Here is a 17,862-nt window from a genome sequence, read left to right as displayed (position 1 = left end):
CGGCGCTCCAGATAGGCGAGGCCGCCCCAGCCGACCACGCCGCCCGCCAGCGCGACGGGCAGTGCGCCGCCGTGCGTCCGCAGGCAGGCCGCGGCCTCCGCGCACCCCACGCAGGTGGCGAGGTGGCGCGAGAGGTCCTCGGGCAGGTCGGCGCCGGGCGCGCGGGTGACACCGTCGAGGAGCCGCGCGTAGCTGCGGCAGTTGGCGTCCATGGGGGTGTCGAGGTGGGCGCGGTGGCACCGTTCCCGGAACAGGGCCCGCACCTGGTCGAGTTCAGCGGCGGCGGACGCCGGGTCGAGGCCGAGCCGCCGGGCGGCCGCGGGCAGCGGCAGCGCCTCGACCTCGGCCAGCCACAGCAGGGCGGCGTCCGCCTCCTGCAGGTCGCTCAGGGCGCGCAGCGCGAGCGGCCGGCCGAGGGGCGGTCCGGCGTAGCGGGCCGCGGCGTCCGAGTGGAGCCAGAGCCGCAGGTCGGGGTCGAGGAGGTGGCCCGCCCCGGTGGCCTCCCAGGACGCGGCCGTGGTGCGCACCGCCGTCAGCAGGAAGGGGATGCGGGGCAGCCGGGACACCCGGCGGCCCCGGCCGGACCGGGCCTCCTCGGCGCGCGTCTCCCGGATGCCGTGCGTGAACGCCTCGGTGGCCAGCCGGGAGGCCGAGGACGAACCGGAGGTGCACAGATCGGCGTACGACAGGACCGCGTCCCAGCAGTCCGAGAACAGCGCGGCCTCGGAGGCGTCCTGGGGCTTGGGCAGGTCGGGCATGAGTCTCCTGCGTCCACGGAGCGGGGGGTGCACAGGAACGGCCGATTCGCCGTGGTGACAAGGGCGCTCGGGGGGACCGTCCCGTGGGTGGGCCCGAGCTTTTCACGCTTCCCACACAACTGACAAGCCGTGTCTTCAGATGAAGTTACCGCCGGTTGCCTCTGTCTCGATCATACGCACGGGAGCCCCAACCGTCTCACCTGTCACGGGAGTTGCGCGATCCGCCGGTCCGGATCAGACCGTGGCCTCCCGCTCCGTCCCCTCCGCCGTCCCGGTGCCCTCCACCGCCGGCAGGCTGTCCATGAACGAGCTCACCGAGAACACCGCGTTGCCGGCTCCGGGCGGGCCGTATCCGGGCGGCGAGGAGAGCCCGAAGTCCTCCATCGTCTGCCGGTACGCCTGGAGCAGCCGGATGTGGTACTCCAGCGGCGCGCCCTGCGGGTTGGCCTTGCCGAGCGGGGTGGTCGGCTCCGGGCACCAGGTGGTGAAGCGGGGCGTGATGCCCTGCGACATGAAGAAGCGCAGGCCCTCGGTGGTGGAGGCGATGGCCTCGTCGACCGTCTTGAAGCCGAAGGGCTCGGCCATCTCCACGCCCGCCACGAAGTTCGGGATGACGTTGCGCGCGCCGAAGACCTCGGCCGACTCCAGGACACGCTTGTGCCACTCGTCGCGGCCGACGTAGCGCTCCTTGCCGGGGCAGAAGATCTTGAACAGGTACTCGTCCCACACCTCGTAGTTGGGGTGGTAGATCTGCACGCCGTAGTCCTTGAACCGCTGCACGTCGTCGCGCGGCAGCGCCTGGGCGACGACCTTGCCGATCCAGCGGCCGGGGAAGCGCTCCTCGATGGCCTTGGCGTAGTGGCCGTAGAAGTCGGCCTCGTCGCGCCCGGAGACCGTGCTGGTGATCGCGCCGCCGGTGAGGGTGTAGGCGGTGGACGCCTTCGCCGTGTCGTACCGGTCGATGATCTCCAGGGCCTCGAGGACCTCCTCGACGTCCTTCACCCCGGTGTAGGGGCGGCCGGCGGCCTTGTGCTGGCGCCAGTTGTGGTTGATGTCGCAGTACTGGCACTCCTCCTTGGCGCCGAAGTACTGGCAGACCCGGAAGACCGTGAGGTAGATCAGGTAGCCCCACTGGATGGTCGGGGCCACCTCCATCACGGACTTCCCGTTGGAGAGCTTGTGCCGGTAGTACTCGGGCATCGGCGGGACGCCGACGTCCGAGATGCGCCTGCCGTCCAGGTAGAGGCCGAGCACGCCGTGCTCGTCGGCGGCGACCCGGTACGGGGAGGACGGGTTCACGCGCACGGACACCACGGTGCGCCGCAGGTCGTACGGGCCGCCGGTGAGGATGATCTCCTCGGGCGGGCGGTTGAGCGCGGCCTCGCCCAGCTCGGGCAGGGTGCCGTGGTCGAAGGAGAAGATGAAGTACGACTTCGGCTTGACCTCGCCGTCCTCGTTGCCGGTGAGGGCCGACCTGTCGAAGGCGACCCCGCCCCTGAGCAGGTCCTCCTTGAAGACGGCTTCCCGCGGCACGTGCGGGAACCGCTCCATCAGATCCTCGACCAGCGCCGTACGGCTGCCCATCCCGTTTCTCCTCGCTCCCGACTCGCTCCGGGGTCACTCAGGCGTTTGTTCTCGACTCCTCACGGTATGCCCCCGCCCGGAGCCGACCGGCGCCGGGTCCCCTCCCGGCCGCCGGGGATGCCCGGGGGTGACGCGGGTCACGGACCGTCCACCTGGACGGCTACCGTCCCGCCGGTGGCGCCCTCCCCCACCTTCCGCACCCGCGGCACCGTTCAAACCCTTTGACGAGCCGCACCCGGGAACGTTCGGATGGCCCGATGCATTCCGCTGCGACGTCCCCCGACCCCTCCCTCGTCCGGCGGCTGGTGGCCGCGCAGTTCCCCCGGTGGGCGGGGCTGCCCGTCGTCCCGGTCGACTCCGCGGGCACCGCCAACGCCATGTTCCGGCTCGGCGCCGACCTGGTGGTCCGGCTGCCCCGCACCGAGGGCGCCGCGCGCGACATCGGGAAGGAGCACACCTGGCTGCCCCGGCTGGCCCCGCTGCTCCCGGTCCCCGTTCCCGCGCCCCTGGTGAAGGGCGCGCCCGGCGCGGGGCACCCCTGGGAGTGGTCGGTGTCCCGGTGGCTGGACGGGGCGCACCCGTGGCCCGGCCGCGCCACCGCGCCGGGCACCGGACCGGACGCCCTCGCCCGGGACCTGGCGGCCTTCGTCACCGCGCTGCACCGCGCCGACCCCGCGGACGGGCCGCCCTCCTACCGCGCCGAGCCCCTGGCCGAGCGGGACGCGGTGACCCGCGCCGCCCTCGCCGAGCTGCGCGAGGAGGTCGACACCGGCGCCGCGGCCGCCGTCTGGGAGGCGGCCCTCGAGGCCCCCGCCCACCCCGGTCCGCCGGTGTGGATCCACGCCGACCTGCAGCCCGGGAACGTGCTGACGGCCCGGGGCCGGCTCAGCGCCGTCCTCGATTTCGGCTGCCTGGGCCTGGGCGACCCGGCCGTCGACCTGATCGCGGCCTGGTACGTGCTGCCCGCCGGCGCCCGGCCCGTCCTCCGGTCCGCGCTGGGCGCCGACGACGCGGCCTGGGCGCGGGGGCGCGGCTGGGCCCTGTCGGTCGCGCTGCTGGAACTGTGGGCCTACCGGGAGAGCAACCCGGTCATGGCGGCCACCGCGCTCCACGTGATCCGGGAGGTCCTGGCCGCCCGCTCTTGATCATCCGGTCGCCTTCGGCTGGGATGCGGTCGTACGCACCTCGCCGGCCGCAGGACGGCAGGGCCTCTTCGGGAAGGGACACCGAGATGACCGAGACCGTGACCAACTGGGCGAGGAACATCACCTACGCGGCCAAGGAGGTCCACCGGCCGCGTTCGGCCGAGGAGCTGCGGAGCCTGGTCGCGTCGAGCGCGAAGGTGCGGGTGCTGGGCAGCGGGCACTCGTTCAACCGGATCGCCGAACCGGGCGGCGAGGGCGCGCTGCTCTCGCTGGCCGCGCTGCCGTCGCTGATCGAGGTGGACGCGGCGGCCCGTACGGTACGGGTCGGGGGCGGTGTCCGGTACGCCGAACTGGCCGCCGCCGTGCACCGGCGGGGGCTGGCCCTGGCCAACATGGCCTCGCTCCCCCACATCTCCGTGGCCGGCTCGGTGGCGACCGGCACCCACGGGTCGGGCGACACCAACGGCCCCCTCTCGTCGTCCGTACGGGAGATCGAGCTGGTCACGGCCGACGGGGAGACGGTCACCCTCGCCCGCGGGGACGAGCGGTTCGACGGTGCGGTGGTGAACCTGGGCGCCCTCGGCGTGGTGACCGCGCTCACGCTCGACCTGGAGCCGGCCTACGAGGTCGCGCAGCACGTGTACGTGGACCTGCCGCTGGCGGGGCTCGACCACGCGGCCGTGGCGGCGACGGCGTACAGCGTGAGCCTGTTCACCGACTGGCGGGCGCCGCGCTTCAACCACGTCTGGGTCAAGCGGCGCACCGACCGGCCGCTGCCCGACTTCCCGTGGGCGCCGCCCGCGGCCGAGGCGGTGCACCCCGTACCGGGCATGCCCGCGGTCAACTGCACCGAGCAGTTCGGCGTCCCGGGCCCGTGGCACGAGCGGCTGCCGCACTTCCGCGCCGGGTTCACCCCGAGCAGCGGCGCCGAACTCCAGTCGGAGTACCTGCTGCCCCGGGCCGACGCGACCCGTGCGCTGCGCGCGCTGGCCGGGATACGGGACGTCGTCGCGCCCGTGCTGCAGGTCTGCGAGGTCCGTACCGTGGCCGCGGACACGCAGTGGCTCAGCCCCTCCCACGGACGGGACACGGTCGCCTTCCACTTCACCTGGATCGACAACTTCGCGGCCGTGCTGCCCGTGGTGCGCCGGGTCGAGGAGGCGCTGGGGGCGTTCGCGCCGCGCCCGCACTGGGGCAAGGTGTTCGAGGTGGACCCGGCGGACCTGCGCGGACGGTACCCGCGGCTGGACGGCTTCCGGGCGCTGGCGGACGCGCTGGACCCGGCGGGGAAGTTCCGTAACGCGTTCGTGCGGGACGTGCTCGGCGACTGAGGGAGAGCGCACCGCTCCCCTTCGCACACCCCCTTTCCCAACCCTTGTCGAAAGGCCCCGGCGGGCCTTAGCCTTGCGCCGCGTCGGAACGGACAGGCCCGGTTCCGGCGGGACGGAGGAACCCGAGGGAGCCGGCGGTGCCGGCGAGGAGAGCAGTGGCAACGAGGCGCCGGACCTCACGTGACATCCGCACCGCGAACCGCTACGAGGTGCTGCGCCAGATCATCGCCGAGTCGCCCACCTCCCGGCAGGAACTGGCGGCCGCGACCGGGCTGAGCCTCGCCACGGTCGCCACCCTGGTCGGCGAGCTGCTCGAACTGCGGCTGATCACGGAGGTCGGGTTCGAGGACTCGACCGGCGGGCGCCCGCGCGGACTGGTGGCCGTGAACGCGTCGGGCGGCGCGCTGATCGGCGTCGACCTCGCGGAGACGTACGTCCGGGTCGAACTCTTCGACCTGGCCCTGAACACGGTCGCCCGCGCGGACGAGGACGTGCCCCCGGGCGGGAGCCGGCCCGAACAGCTCGTCGCCCGGGTCGCCGCGGCCGTCGGCGCGGTGACGGCGCGGGCCGGCGTGGCCGGCGCCCGGGTGCTGGGCGTCGGGGTGAGCGTGCCGGGCCAGGTCGACCGCGACAGCGGCGTCTCGGAGTACGCGCCCAACTGGGACTGGCACGACGTGCCGCTGCTCGACCTGCTCGCCGAACACCTCGCCCACCCGCTGTACCTGGACAATCCGCTGCGCGCCTGCGCGGTGGCCGAGCAGTGGTTCGGCGCGGCCCGCGGGCGCGGGGACGCCGTGGTGGTCAACCTGGGCACCGGGGTGGGCGCCGGGCTGGTCCTCGGCGGCGGGCTGCACCGGGGGGTCAGCAACAGTGCCGGCGAGTGGGGGCACTCCACGCTGGTGCTCGACGGGCGGCCGTGCCACTGCGGTGACCACGGGTGCGTGGAGACGTACGTGGGCGCGCCCGGCATCATGCACAACCTGCGGGAGCTGAGCCCGGGGAGCGCCCTGCTGCATCCCGGGGACCAGACGGCGACCGTGGAGGCGCTGGCCCGGGGGGTCGCCGCCGGGGACCCGGTCGCCCGCGAGGCCGTGCGGCACACGGCCCGTTACCTCGGCGCCGCCGTCGCCGGCCTGGTCAACCTGCTCAATCCCGAGGTGGTCGTGCTCAGCAGCTGGGTCGCGGCCACGCTCGGCGAGCCGCTGCTGCACGAGGTGCGCGAGGCGGTGGCCCGGCACACGCTGCGGCGGCCGGCCGCGGCCACGGAGATCGTCCTCTCCCCCATCCCCACCGACCCGGTGTGCCTGGGCGCCGCGACCTTCGCCCTGGAGGGCGCCCTGTCCTCCTCGTCCTCCTCGTCCTCCTCCGGCCGGAGGAGCCGCACGGCGGCCTCCTCCTGACCGGACGCCGGTACGGGCGCGTCAGTGGCCGCCGGACCCGCCGATGCTCTGCGCGTGCCGGAACAGGTCGTCCGGGTCGTAGTGGCGCTTGACGGCGCGCAGGCGCTCGTAGTTGTCCCGGTAGTAGGCGTGCTGCCAGTCCGGCAGGTCGGGGTCGGCGAAGTTGACGTACGCGCCCGAGGCGTGCAGGCCGCGGCGGAGGGTGCGGTGCAGGGCGCGCTGCTGGACGAGGAGCCGGTCGACGACGTGCCGGGGGGCGCCGGGGTGCCAGTGGGTGCCGATGTCGATGACGAAGGAGGCGCGGCGGTGCGGGTAGGCGGTGGCGTCCATGGGCCGGGCGGTGCCCGCGCCGCCCATCGCGAACAGCGCGACGTAGGAGCCGTTCCGCTCCTTGCCGGGCCGCCACTCCTCGACCCAGTCGATCATGTCGGCGACCGAGTGCGGGTCGATCCGGCGCTCGGCGACCAGGGACTTGAACGCGCCGGCCTCGGCCTTGGCGGGGGCGGTGAACAGGTACTTCTGGGCGTCCCAGAAGTGCCGCTCCGCCAGGAACTCCTTGGCCGGCGTGAGCGACAGGACCGGGGCCAGGGCACGGCGCAGCGCGTCCTCGCCGCCCAGGCGCTGCCCCAGCAGGGACAGGGTGGGGGCGCTGCCGTCCCCGTGGTTGCGGAAGGTGATCTGCAGGTCGAAGTCGTGGTGCCGGTCGGCGGCCAGGACGTCCTGCACCGCGTCCATGACCTCGATGCCGCGCACGGCGGGGAAGGTCAGGTCGAAGACGGCGGCGGACTGCTCGGAGACGTCGACGGCGTGGAAGGCGAAACCGGTGTTGATGCCGAAGTTGCTGCCCCCGCCGCCGCGGCAGGCCCAGAACAGGTCGGCGTTCTCGCGCTCGCTCGCCCGCACCAGGGAGCCGTCGGGCAGGACCAGCCGGGTCTCGGCGAGCCGGTCGCAGGTCATGCCCCACTTGCGGTCGTTGAAGCCGAGCCCGCCACCGAGCGCCAGCCCGGCCATGCCCACGGTGGGACAGCGCCCGCCGGGGACGTAGCGGTGGGCGTCCCGCGCGTCGTAGACGTCCGAGACGAGGGCCCCGCCGCCCACCAGGAGCAGGTCGTCCCCGCTGGGCACCACGCTCCTCATCCGGCGCAGGCTGATCAGCAGGCCGGTGGTGGTGGAGAAGCCGGCGAAGCTGTGGCCGCCGGAGCGGACGGCGAACGGCAGCTCGTGCCCGGCGGCCCAGCCCAGGGCCGCCCGTACGTCGCCCTCCGTGGCGCAGGCGGCGATGCCGGCCGGCCGCACCGCCGCGTAGCGCCGGTTGTTGGGCAGCACCAGCCGCTCGTAGGGGGCGTCCTTCGGCCGGTACAGCCCGGCGCCCCCGCTCAGGAGCCGTTCCAGCTGCCGCCACGCCGTGGCCGGCAGCTCGGGCCCGCCGGCTCCCGACGGGTCCCGCTCCGCCGCGGCCCGGGCCGCCTCGACCGGCAGCAGCGCGGCACCGGTCAGGGCCGCCATCCGCGCTCCGCTCCGCAACACGCCCCGGCGACTGATTCCCACCATTGCTCTCGCTCTCCTCGGCACGGGCTTCCGCACGCCATCGTGCCGACCGGTGGCGGCAACCCCGTCCGCCGCGCCGGGGGACGCCGTTAGTCGTACCGGGCGCACGGTGGCGACGGTGCCCGGGCGAGGAACGGTGCGAGTCGCGGGACGGGGCTGGACCCGAACGCGACTCCACCTCCGGTGATGCCCGCCGCGCGAACCCGGCATCGCAATTCCGGGTGGTCGACTGGTTTCACGTGCTTCCTGTTCCGGCAGTACTTCCTGGAGTTTCACGAAAGAAAGACCGGCATCAAGGGCTGAACCGGGAGAACGATGTCACTCCGCACCACCGCACCGACCACCACGGCCACGACCGCGGCCGGCTCCACCGGCTACGTCGAGGACGTCTCGCCGGGGCGCGGCGCGCTGCCGCCGCGCGCCTGGTACGCCGCCTCCGACGCCGCGTCCCTGTCCCTGAACGGCCGCTGGCGGTTCCGGCTGTCGGACCGGGCCGACGCCGAGGACGACTCCTTCGCCGCCGCGGGGTACGACGCCGGGGACTGGGCCGAGGTGTCCGTGCCGGGCCACTGGGTGCTGCAGGGCGACGGCGCCTTCGGGTCGCCGATCTACACCAACGTGCACTACCCGTTCCCCGTCGACCCGCCGCGGGTGCCGGACGAGAACCCGACCGGGGACCACCTGCGCGTCTTCGACCTGCCGAAGGACTGGCCGGCGGACGGCGGCGCGGTGCTGCGCTTCGACGGGGTCGAGTCGTGCGCCCGGGTGTGGCTGAACGGCACGGAGCTCGGCGAGTTCAAGGGCTCCCGGCTGCCCCACGAGTTCGCGGTCGGGCTGCTGCTGCGGCCCACCGGTAACGTCCTCGCCGTCCGCGTCCACCAGTGGTCGGCCGGCAGCTACCTGGAGGACCAGGACCAGTGGTGGCTGCCGGGCATCTTCCGTGACGTCACGCTGCTGCACCGCCCGGCGGACGGCGTGGGCGACTTCTTCGTGCACGCCTCGTACGACCACGTCGGGGGGCACGGGACCCTGCTGGTGGAGTCGGACGTCCCCGGCCGTGTCACCGTGCCCGCCCTCGGTGTCGACGCCCCCACGGGCGAGCCGGTGACCGTGCCCGTCGAGCCGTGGACGGCGGAGACACCGCACCTGTACGACGGTGTGCTGGCCACGGCCGGTGAGCGGGTGCCGCTGCGGATAGGTTTCCGCACGGTCGTTCTGGAGGACGGCCTGATCAAGGTGAACGGCCGTCCGCTGCTCCTCAAGGGCGTCAACCGCCACGAGTGGCACCCCGAGCACGGGCGCGCCCTGGACCTCGCGACCATGCGCGAGGACGTGGAGCTGATGAAGCGGCACAACGTCAACGCGGTGCGCACCTCGCACTACCCGCCGCACCCGGCCTTCCTCGGCCTGTGCGACGAGTACGGGCTGTGGGTGATCGACGAGTGCGACCTGGAGACGCACGGCTTCGTCGAGCAGGACTGGCGCGACAACCCCGTCGACGACGACCGCTGGACCCCGGCCCTGCTGGACCGCGCGGCCCGCATGGTGGAGCGCGACAAGAACCACCCGTCGGTCGTCCTGTGGTCCCTGGGCAACGAGGCCGGCACCGGACGCGGCCTCACCGCGATGGCCGAGTGGATACGCGGCCGCGACGCCTCCCGCCTCCTCCACTACGAGGGCGACTGGAGCTGCCGCGACACGGACGTCTACTCCCGCATGTACGCCGACCACGAGGAGGTCGAGCGGATCGGGCAGGGCGTGGACGGCGGCCCGCACCGCCGCCGCGCACTGCCGTTCATCCAGTGCGAGTACGGACACGCCATGGGCAACGGGCCCGGCGGCATCGCCGACTACCAGCGCATCTTCGAGGCGCACCACCGCCTCCAGGGCGGCTTCGTCTGGGAGTGGATCGACCACGGCATCAGCCACCCGGAGCTGGGCTACGCCTACGGCGGTGACTTCGGCGAGGAGCTGCACGACGGCAACTTCGTCTGCGACGGGCTGCTGTTCCCGGACCGTACGCCGTCACCGGGGCTGGCCGAGTTCAAGAAGGTGATCGAGCCGGTCCGCATCGAGGCCGGGAGCGCGGCGGGCACCGTGCGGGTGACCAACGGCTACGACTTCGCGGACCTCGGGCACCTGGAGTTCGAGGTCCGCCACACGGTGGACGGGGAGGACACCGGGGTGAGCACGCTCGCGGTGCCGCCCCTCGCCCCCGGGGAGTCGGCGGAGGTGAAGCTGCCGACGGCACCGGACGGGCGGGGCCACGAGGTGCAGTGGTCGGTGTACGCCGTGCTCGCCGAGGACACCGCCTGGGCAGCCGGGCGTCACGTGGTGGCGTGGGGGCAGGGCACCGTCGCCCGGCGCACCCCCGTCTCCGTCACGGCCGCCGTGCGGCCCACCGTCGACGGGGACCTGATCACGCTCGGCCCGGCCACCTTCGACGCCCGCACCGGCGCGCCGCGCACCCTCCACGGTACGGCCGTCACCGCACTGCGCCTGGACGTCTGGCGGGCGCCGACCGACAACGACCTGGGCGCCGAGTGGGAACCCGGCACCCGGTACGGGCTGCTGTGGCGGCGGCTGGGCCTGCACCGCATGCGCCACCGGCTGGACGCCGTCGAGACCGGCGACGACGCGCTGACGGTACGGACCCGGGTGGCGCCCGCGGGCGCGGAGGCGGGCCTCGCCACGGTGTACCGGTGGACGTCCGACGGCACCCGGGTCCGGCTGGCCGTCTCCGTCACCCCGGAGGGCGACTGGACGGTGCCGCTGCCCCGGCTCGGCATCCGCTTCGGGCTGCCCGCCGCCGACACGGTGCGCTGGTTCGGCGGCGGCCCCGGCGAGGCGTACCCGGACACCCGGGCGGCGTCGATGCTGGGCACCTGGAGCGCCACGGTGGACGAGCTGCAGACCCCGTACGTGCGCCCCCAGGAGAACGGGGCCCGCGCCGACGTGCGCCGCGCCGAGCTCGGCGGGCTGCGGATCGAGGGCGAGCCGGAGTTCTGGTTCACGGCCCGGCGGTGGACCACCGAACAGCTCGACGCGGCGGACCACCTGACGGACCTCCACCCGGGCGACCACTTGTGGGTCAACCTCGACCACGGCCAGATGGGCATCGGCACCGCGGCCTGCGGTCCGCAGGCGCTGCCGGAGTACCACCTGCGGGCGCGGCGGTCCGCGTTCTCGTTCGTGTTCTCGGCGGCCGGGAACTGAACGGAGCCGGGCCCCGCGTGGCACGCGGGGCCCGGCTCCGCCCTCAGTGGTCCGCGCAGCAGGGCGTCGGGTCCGGGTGCTCGAAGGGCACCAGGGTGCCGCCCAGGGCGGGCATCGCTGCGAGGACCAGTTCGCCGTCCTGCCAGTGCGGCCGCACGTGCTCCCTGGTCACCAGTGCGGTGTCCGCGGCGGGTGGCTCCTGGGCGCCCAGGACGGTCACCCGGACGATCGCGGTGCGCGCCAGCAGGTCGGCGACCGTGACGGTGCCGGTGAGGGACGCGGCACCGGGGTACAGCACGGCACGGCCCACCTCGTCGGGAACGCCGTCCGTGACCTCGTGGCCGTCGGCCGTGAGCCGCTCACGGGCGGCCTCCCGCGCCTCCTGGGACGGCAGCGCGAAGGAGAGCACGACCCGCGGCCGGTCGTCCCGGACCAGGTGCGTGCAGCCGAGAGCGCCCTCCGGGAGGTCGAGTCCGGAGGCCACCGTCCGCAGCAGGTGGTCGGCCTCCAGCAGGTCCGTGACGTCCGTGTCGACGGTGAGGGCGAACGACGTCACGAGGGCAGGACCCAGATCGGGTTGGAGTAGAACCACAGGTCCTCCCACGGGTCCGCGTCGCCGATCACGTCGATCGCCGGGCCCGCCGGGTCGACGGCCGCACCGTTCGGGCCGACGGCCAGGCGCTTGCCGTCGCTGCCGCGCAGGCGGACGTAGACCGGGTGGTCGACGCGGCCGAGGTCGTAGGTGAGCTTGACCGTGCCGGTGGACTTGTTGACCTCGTACGTCCTGACGACCTTGGCCGTCGGCGCGGTGAAGGTGTCCTTGTCCTCGACCTCGCCGGTCACGTCGCCCTGGATGACGTCGACGCGCGCCAGCTTCGGCAGGAAGCCCGCCCAGTTGGGGCCGCCCGCGAGGGCGATGTTCACCGTGAGGGTGACGCGCGTGCCCTTGCGGACCTGGAGGGCGCCGCCGAGGGTGGCCCAGCGGCTGCCGCCAAAGACGCGGACGTCGAGGCCGCTGATGAGCTGGCCGTGGTCGACCCAGATGCGGCCGGCCCGGATGCCGTCCATGACGTCGGCGTAGTCGAAGCCCTCGGCGCCGACGTGGGTGCGGCTGTAGTAGCCGGGCCAGTAGTCGTTCTGCGCGAGGTCGAGCTGCCCGCCGTAGACCGGGTCGTCGTAACGGCCGTTGGCGTTGAAATCGCCACCACCGCGCTTGGCGGTGTCGGCGTACACCTGGTGGGAGTCGGAGTTGGCGGTGATCCACCACGGCTTGCCCTCGGCGAGGAGGCTGTCCCACAGGCCGCCGACGGTGGCGGTCATCCAGTCGAAGCCGCCCCAGGTGCGGTAGCTCTCCAGCGGGTAGCCGGCGAAGGAGTTGGCGCTCGGGCTGCCGTCGTAGATGCCGCGGGCCCCGGCGGGACCGGTCGGGCCGGGCAGACCACCGGCCTGGTGGCCGGGGGCGCCCTCGAAGCCGACGGCGATGCGGTGCTTGTCGGAGGTCGCGTCGCGCCAGGCACGGATCTCGTGCGGGGAGTCGATGCCCTTGCGCGCCGGGTGGTTGGCGAGCATCAGCGCGTCCTTGACCTTGCGCCGCTTCACCTGGTCGGCGAGGAACTCCAGGCCCGCGATGGCGAGGGCCTCGTTGGCGGGCGAAGAGCTGGAGGCGCCCTTGACGCTGCCGTCGTAGCCGGTCTCGAACTGCTTGAGGACGGAGACCTCGTTCTTGCCCGGGTGCACGAAGACGGTGCCGTGCTCGGCGGCCGGGATGTTCCACTCCAGGCCCTGGAAGACGAGGGTGTCCTCGTAGGCGTCACGGGCCTCGACGATGTCCGGGTTGACCTTGTCGACGCCGATCCTGGCGTGGGTGGCGCTGCCGTGGTCGGTGATGACCAGCCAGTCCATGCCGTGCTTGGCGCCCTGGCGGACCTGGTCGACGACGCGGTACTTGCCGTCGCTGCTGTACTGGGTGTGGATGTGGTGGTCGCCGGCCAGCCAGAGGAAGCCGTCCTTCTTCTTGCGGCCGAGCGTGGCGGGGGTGGCGTACGCCGGAGCTGCGGCGGTGGCCCCGCCGAGGACGCTGCCGGCGGCCAGGCCCGCGCCGAGCAGGCCGGCACGGCGCAGCAGCGAGCGGCGGGACGCCTGCTCGGGGCTCAGGGCCTCGTCGGGCACGGAGGTGTCGAAGGCGGCGGGCAGCGGCGTCGTGTCGTGCGCGTGACCGTGGTCGTGGCTGTGCCCGTGTCCGTGATCGTGTCCGTGGTGATGCCCGTGTCCGTGCCCCATGGTGCGCCTCCTGCATCCCGGCGGCCTGAATCCACCGGCTAGATATCGCTCCTGCCGCGGCGAGTGCGCCGCGTGAGGAGAATCCAGGCAGAAGGTGAACGTGGTACGACACGGGCATGAGCGGCGGCCGTCCCGGACACGGCCGCTCGCCCCCGCGCTCACGGTTTCCGCAGCTAGGACTGTCGGCGAGCCCGCTGCCGTGCCGTCGGGGCGTACGCCGACACCTCGCCGTACGTGGGTGTACGGCCCTGCGGCGAGCGTCCGGCCCGGATGCCGACGGCCGCCTGCACCGCCGCGCCCAGCGCCCGCCGGTACAGCAGCGAACCGAGGCTGACGCGCCGTACTCCCAGCTCGCCGAGCCGGTCGACGGTGGGTCCGGCGGACGAGTACAGGATGTTCAGCGGCACGTCGTCGTCGAGGAACTCCACGAGGGAGGCGATGGTGTCCGGGTCGGCCGGCCCCGGCACGAACACCCCGTCCGCGCCCGCCTGCCGGTAGGCGTCGAGGCGGTCCCTGGTCCCCTCGCCGTCGCCCAGCCAGTAGGTGTCGGTGCGGGCGTTGACGAAGAGGCCGGGCGCGGCGGCCTTCACGGCGGCGATCTTCGCGGCGTGCAGCGCGGTGTCGCCGAGCCCGTCCTCCAGGTTGATCCCGGCGGCCCCGGCGGCGTACAGCTCCCGCGCGAACTCCCCCACCTCCGCCGGATCGTCGCTGAAGCCGCCCTCCGCGTCGACGGACAGCGCGAACGGCCCGGACCCGAGCGCGAGCGCCAGCCGCAGCGTCAGGTCACGCGTCGCCGCCGCGCCGTCGGGCAGCCCGGCCGCGGCGGCGACCCCGAGGCTGGTCGTGCCGATCGCGGCGAAGCCCTCGGCGGCGAGCGCCGCCGCCGAGGCGTGGTCCCAGGCGTTGGGCAGGAGGAGGGGGGCGGGGCCGTGGTGGAGGCGGTGGAAGTCGGCGGGTGTCGGTGCGGTCATACGCTCACGCTAGTGGCGCGTCGCTCCGGTGCCGCCCGAAGTGCCGCCGCCCCCTTGGCCGGGGACTCACGTCCCGCGCGTCCACTGCTGGTTCGTGGCCCCGTTGCACGCGTACGTGATGATCGCGGCGGAGTTGGCGGTGGAGCCGCCGTTCACGTCCAGGCACTCGCCCGTGGCGCGGGAGCGGACGGTCACGTAACCGCCGGTGGTGGTCAGCGACCACTGCTGGTTCGTGGCCGACGCGTCACAGTTCTCCTGGGTGACGTCGGCGGCGTTCTCCCGCAGGCACAGGGAGCTGTGGCGGGCCGCGAGCTGGTAGTGACCGCTGCCCACCGACTTGAACCAGAACCTCTGGTTGCCGCCGCCGTTGCAGTCGTACTGCTTGACCTGGGCGCCCGGCCACTGCGACTGGCTGGTGACGTCGGCGCACCGGGAGGAGTGCCGGGCGACGAGGGTGTCGTAGGTGGCGCTCACCCCGCTGACCGTCCCGGTGGCGGTGTCGACGGTGAGCTCCGGCGTCCAGGACATGGACAGCGTGGTGGAGGTCGGGAAGGTCAGCGGCAGCCACACGTACCGGGAGTCGTTGACCCGCCCGCCGAAGGAGTTGCCCCACCGGTCGCCGAGGTAGAGGTACGAGGTTCCCGCGCTCCCCTGCACGGGCAGCACGTACGCGGTCTGCGAGCCGAACGCCGTCGGGTCACCCACGTTCCGCATGGCCGACCAGGGCCCGGCGAGGCTGGTGGCGGTGGCGTACTGCTGCTGGTTGGGACTCCAGCCCGTGGCGCCGGACGTCAGCATGAAGTACACGCCGTTCCGCTTGAACAGGGCCGGGGCCTCGCGGTGGCCGCCGTGCCAGGGGTCGGCGACGAGGGCGGCGACGTCTCTGTAGTCGGCGGTCAGCCGGTAGATGTGCAGGTCGTAGTTCTCGCGGGCGGCGGACACCATGTAGCCCGTGCCGTCCGTGTCGGTGAACACGGTGATGTCACGGGACATGTGCTGCCCGAGCGGCCGGAAGCTGCCCTGCCAGGAGTAGTTCCCGTCCACGGTGTCGGACACGGCGACGGCGGCGCGGGCCTCGCCGTAGTCGACCCCGTTCTCCTTGTGCATCCACATCACGAACTTGCCGGTGGCCGCGTTGTACATGACCTTGGGCCGCTCGATGTTGGCGACGGCGAGCTCGGAGTGCGAGGACTGGGTGAGGACGTTGTTGCGGAACTCCCAGTTCTTCAGGTCGGTGGAGCGGTAGGCGCTCACGGCCCGGAAGGTGTTGTCCGCGTTGCGGTGCTCGCCGAACCAGTAGTAGTACGAGCCGACCTTGAGCACCCCGCCGCCGTGGGCGTGCACGGGGTTGCCGCCCGTGTCGGTGAACTGGATCCCGTTGGTGACCGTCTGCGGCGCCGCCTGGGCCGGCCCGGCCGTGACGAGCGCCCCGAACGCCGCCAGGCAGACGACGAGGAGGATCGCGTACGCACGTCTCATCTCATGCACTTCCTCTGCAGTCCGCGGGCGTTCGGCATCGTGCATCGTTCGGTATTTCGCACTACACCTGCCATCCCGAACGCCGAAAAGGTAAGGGCGTGTTACGAGGAGGTCAACGGGTCGCGCGGGACGAAGCGGGAGCCGGGCCGCCCCGCACCGCCGGGATTCGATTGTTCACGCCCACTTCAACGGGCAACGTCGTGAGGGCGACCGCCTCAGGTCGGTTTCCCTCACCGACCTGCTGCCCGCGAGCTACGCAGGGGCCGACCATCAGCTCGACGCCGGGTGAGGCGCGCCCAGCGGCACCGACCGGCAGCGTCGTGCCGGACTAACGTCGGCGCATGGACAGTGCCACCTCCCTCCCCTTCGCCGCCGCCCTCGCCCGAGGCCCCCTCGTCCTCGACGGCGGCATGTCCAACCAGTTGGAGGCCGCGGGCCACGACCTGGGCGACGCCCTCTGGTCGGCCCGGCTCCTCGCCGACCGGCCGGAGGCGGTGGCCGGGGCGCACCTCGCGTACTTCGCGGCGGGCGCCGACGTGGTGATCACCGCGAGTTATCAGGCGACGTTCGAGGGGTTCGCCCGGCGCGGGATCGGGCGGGAGCGGGCGGCCGGGCTGCTCGGGCTGAGCGTCGGGGCGGCGCGCGAGGCCGCCCGGCGGGCCGGTGGGCACGGCGGCTCCGGAGAGCGCCCCCGGTGGGTGGCCGCGTCCGTCGGGCCGTACGGGGCGATGCTCGCCGACGGGTCCGAGTACCGGGGCCGCTACGGGCTCACGGTCGCCGAGCTGGAGCGGTTCCACCGGCCGCGGCTGGAGGTGCTGGCCGCCGCCGCGCCGGACGTGCTGGCCCTGGAGACCGTGCCGGACACCGACGAGGCGGAGGCGCTGCTGCGGGGCGTGCGCGGGCTCGGGGTGCCCGCGTGGCTGTCGTACACGGTCGACGGTGACCGCACGCGCGCGGGGCAGCCGCTGGACGAGGCGTTCGCCCTGGCCGCCGACGCGGACGAGGTGATCGCGGTGGGGGTGAACTGCTGTGCACCGGACGACGTGGACGGCGCGGTCGCGACGGCCGCCCGCGTGACGGGCAAGCCGGTCGTGGTCTATCCGAACAGCGGGGAGGAATGGGACGCGGACGCGCGCGCGTGGACCGGTGGCGCCACCTTCTCCCCCGGGCGGGTGGACGGGTGGCTGCGCGCCGGGGCGCGGCTGGTCGGCGGGTGCTGCCGGGTGGGGCCGGGGACGGTCGCGGAGATCGCGGGGGTCGTGCGTCCTTCCGGGCGGCGGCACCCCTGACTAGGAGCGCCGGAGGCGTCGTACGGCCGACAGCGGTGCCGGGCGGCGCGGGGGACGGCCGGCCGGGAGGATCTCCGCGGGGCCGCTCGGGACGAGGGGGCCGGTCGGGCCGGTCGGGGCGGTCCGCGGGGTCCTGTGCGCGTCGGCCTCCCAGAGCGCGAGTTCGCGGTCGTACGGGCCGTGGACGACCGGCGGTCCCCCGGTGGCCGGGTCGTCGAAGACGCGTACCGGGCGCGTGGCGTCCCAGCTCGGCCAGCCCGGGTCGCCGGTGGTGGCGAACCGCACCCACGCCGCGTGCATCACGTCGGCGAGCGCGCGCGGGGCGCCCTCCCCGGCGAGCGACACCGACGCCGGGGTCTCCCCGGTGTCGAAGACGAAGCCCAGCTCCAGCGCGTGGCAGGAGCCGAGGCCGGGCACGCGGGAGGGCCAGGCGAACTCGTAGACGTACGTCGGGGCGTGGCCGTGGCGGGCGTCGGCGAGGCGGAGCAGCGGGGCGCGCAGCAGGTGGTCGGTGACCAGCCGGCCGACGAGTTCGGCGGGGCTCGCGCCGGGATGGAGCTCGCGGTAGCCGCGGGGCACCTCGGGGCCGCAACGGCAGCGGGCGCGGGCCGCGGCGAGGGCGACCGCGCCGAGCCGGTCGATGCGGTCGAGCAGTCCGCTGGGGGCCAGCCAGAGCCGGTACTCCTCGCGGGTCCAGCCGAGGAGCAGGCCGACGTCGTGGGCGGCACCGCCGTGCGCGGTGTCCTCCGTGAGCGCCTCCAGGGGGTCCCGCTCCACCAGGTCGCCGTCGACGACGATGCCGAAGGCGGGGCCGCCGAGCACCGGGCTGCTGCGCCGGCCGGCCTCGGCCTGGGCGGCGGC

12 protein-coding genes and 1 pseudogene are annotated in these 17,862 nt (G+C 74.0%); 5 read left to right on the top strand and 8 right to left on the bottom strand.

Annotated features, from left to right (window positions below; translation table 11 throughout):
• Together UW392_RS55010 and UW392_RS55005 are read right to left on the bottom strand one after the other, a co-directional pair.
• Positions 1 to 758 (bottom strand): annotated as a pseudogene (locus tag UW392_RS55010) (cellulose-binding protein); the annotation flags it as partial.
• A gap of 234 nt (positions 759 to 992) precedes the next feature.
• Positions 993 to 2,342, bottom strand: coding sequence for a radical SAM protein (locus UW392_RS55005; protein ID WP_320783011.1), 1,350 nt, complete (start codon positions 2,340 to 2,342; stop codon positions 993 to 995).
• Between the two features lie 257 nt (positions 2,343 to 2,599).
• Here UW392_RS55005 and UW392_RS55000 point away from each other — a divergent pair, with 257 nt between their 5' ends.
• The 3 genes from UW392_RS55000 (at position 2,600) to UW392_RS54990 (ending at position 6,218) form a co-directional block, all read left to right on the top strand.
• Positions 2,600 to 3,487, top strand: a complete 888-nt coding sequence (locus UW392_RS55000) for an aminoglycoside phosphotransferase family protein (protein ID WP_320783010.1) — start codon at positions 2,600 to 2,602, stop codon at positions 3,485 to 3,487.
• Positions 3,488 to 3,573: 86 nt separating this feature from the next.
• A complete protein-coding gene (locus tag UW392_RS54995) occupies positions 3,574 to 4,818 on the top strand; it encodes an FAD-binding protein (protein WP_320783009.1) in 1,245 nt (414 codons plus the stop codon).
• Between the two features lie 155 nt (positions 4,819 to 4,973).
• Positions 4,974 to 6,218, top strand: coding sequence for an ROK family transcriptional regulator (locus UW392_RS54990; RefSeq protein ID WP_320783008.1), 1,245 nt, complete (start codon positions 4,974 to 4,976; stop codon positions 6,216 to 6,218).
• Positions 6,219 to 6,239: 21 nt separating this feature from the next.
• On the opposite strand, the gene UW392_RS54985 is transcribed toward UW392_RS54990, so the two are convergent.
• Positions 6,240 to 7,724: an FAD-binding oxidoreductase gene (locus tag UW392_RS54985; RefSeq protein ID WP_320783007.1), complete on the bottom strand. Its 1,485-nt coding sequence runs from the start codon at positions 7,722 to 7,724 to the stop codon at positions 6,240 to 6,242.
• 357 nt (positions 7,725 to 8,081) lie between these two features.
• Between UW392_RS54985 and UW392_RS54980 the strand changes: the two genes are divergently transcribed.
• A complete protein-coding gene (locus UW392_RS54980; RefSeq protein ID WP_320783006.1) occupies positions 8,082 to 10,982 on the top strand; it encodes a glycoside hydrolase family 2 TIM barrel-domain containing protein in 2,901 nt (966 codons plus the stop codon).
• Between the two features lie 43 nt (positions 10,983 to 11,025).
• Here the strand turns inward: UW392_RS54980 and UW392_RS54975 are convergent, their stop codons facing one another.
• From UW392_RS54975 to UW392_RS54960, 4 genes are all read right to left on the bottom strand, one after another.
• The gene (locus UW392_RS54975) at positions 11,026 to 11,538 is read right to left on the bottom strand and encodes a hypothetical protein (protein WP_320783005.1); all 513 of its coding nucleotides are present in this window, start codon (positions 11,536 to 11,538) and stop codon (positions 11,026 to 11,028) included.
• Positions 11,535 to 13,262, bottom strand: a complete 1,728-nt coding sequence (locus tag UW392_RS54970; RefSeq protein WP_320783004.1) for a PHP domain-containing protein — start codon at positions 13,260 to 13,262, stop codon at positions 11,535 to 11,537. The genes UW392_RS54975 and UW392_RS54970 overlap by 4 nt, the downstream gene beginning before the upstream one ends.
• Before the next feature lie 173 nt (positions 13,263 to 13,435).
• Entirely contained in the window at positions 13,436 to 14,233 is a 798-nt protein-coding gene (locus UW392_RS54965; RefSeq protein WP_320783003.1) for an isocitrate lyase/phosphoenolpyruvate mutase family protein, read from the bottom strand.
• A 66-nt stretch (positions 14,234 to 14,299) separates the two neighbouring features.
• Positions 14,300 to 15,712, bottom strand: a complete 1,413-nt coding sequence (locus tag UW392_RS54960) for an RICIN domain-containing protein (RefSeq protein ID WP_320783002.1) — start codon at positions 15,710 to 15,712, stop codon at positions 14,300 to 14,302.
• Between the two features lie 341 nt (positions 15,713 to 16,053).
• Between UW392_RS54960 and mmuM the strand changes: the two genes are divergently transcribed.
• A complete protein-coding gene (gene mmuM, locus UW392_RS54955; protein ID WP_320783001.1) occupies positions 16,054 to 17,001 on the top strand; it encodes a homocysteine S-methyltransferase in 948 nt (315 codons plus the stop codon).
• Here the strand turns inward: mmuM and UW392_RS54950 are convergent.
• On the bottom strand, positions 17,002 to 17,862 hold an 861-nt coding region (locus tag UW392_RS54950; RefSeq protein ID WP_320783000.1), incomplete at its 5' end, for a carboxylesterase family protein. It lies immediately after the preceding gene.

The organism is Streptomyces sp. CRN 30, assembly GCF_034105845.1.
Note: the sequence above shows the minus strand (reverse complement) of the source record. Positions and strands in the feature narration are given on the sequence as shown.

Coding starts and splice junctions, on each gene's coding strand:
- UW392_RS55000 (WP_320783010.1), top strand. CDS start 2,600: ATGCATTCCGCTGCGACGTCCCCCGACCCCTCCCTCGTCCGGCGGCTG.
- UW392_RS54995 (WP_320783009.1), top strand. CDS start 3,574: ATGACCGAGACCGTGACCAACTGGGCGAGGAACATCACCTACGCGGCC.
- UW392_RS54960 (WP_320783002.1), bottom strand. CDS start 15,712: ATGAGACGTGCGTACGCGATCCTCCTCGTCGTCTGCCTGGCGGCGTTC.
- UW392_RS54985 (WP_320783007.1), bottom strand. CDS start 7,724: ATGGCGGCCCTGACCGGTGCCGCGCTGCTGCCGGTCGAGGCGGCCCGG.
- mmuM (WP_320783001.1), top strand. CDS start 16,054: ATGGACAGTGCCACCTCCCTCCCCTTCGCCGCCGCCCTCGCCCGAGGC.
- UW392_RS54970 (WP_320783004.1), bottom strand. CDS start 13,262: ATGGGGCACGGACACGGGCATCACCACGGACACGATCACGGACACGGG.
- UW392_RS54980 (WP_320783006.1), top strand. CDS start 8,082: ATGTCACTCCGCACCACCGCACCGACCACCACGGCCACGACCGCGGCC.
- UW392_RS54965 (WP_320783003.1), bottom strand. CDS start 14,233: ATGACCGCACCGACACCCGCCGACTTCCACCGCCTCCACCACGGCCCC.
- UW392_RS55005 (WP_320783011.1), bottom strand. CDS start 2,342: ATGGGCAGCCGTACGGCGCTGGTCGAGGATCTGATGGAGCGGTTCCCG.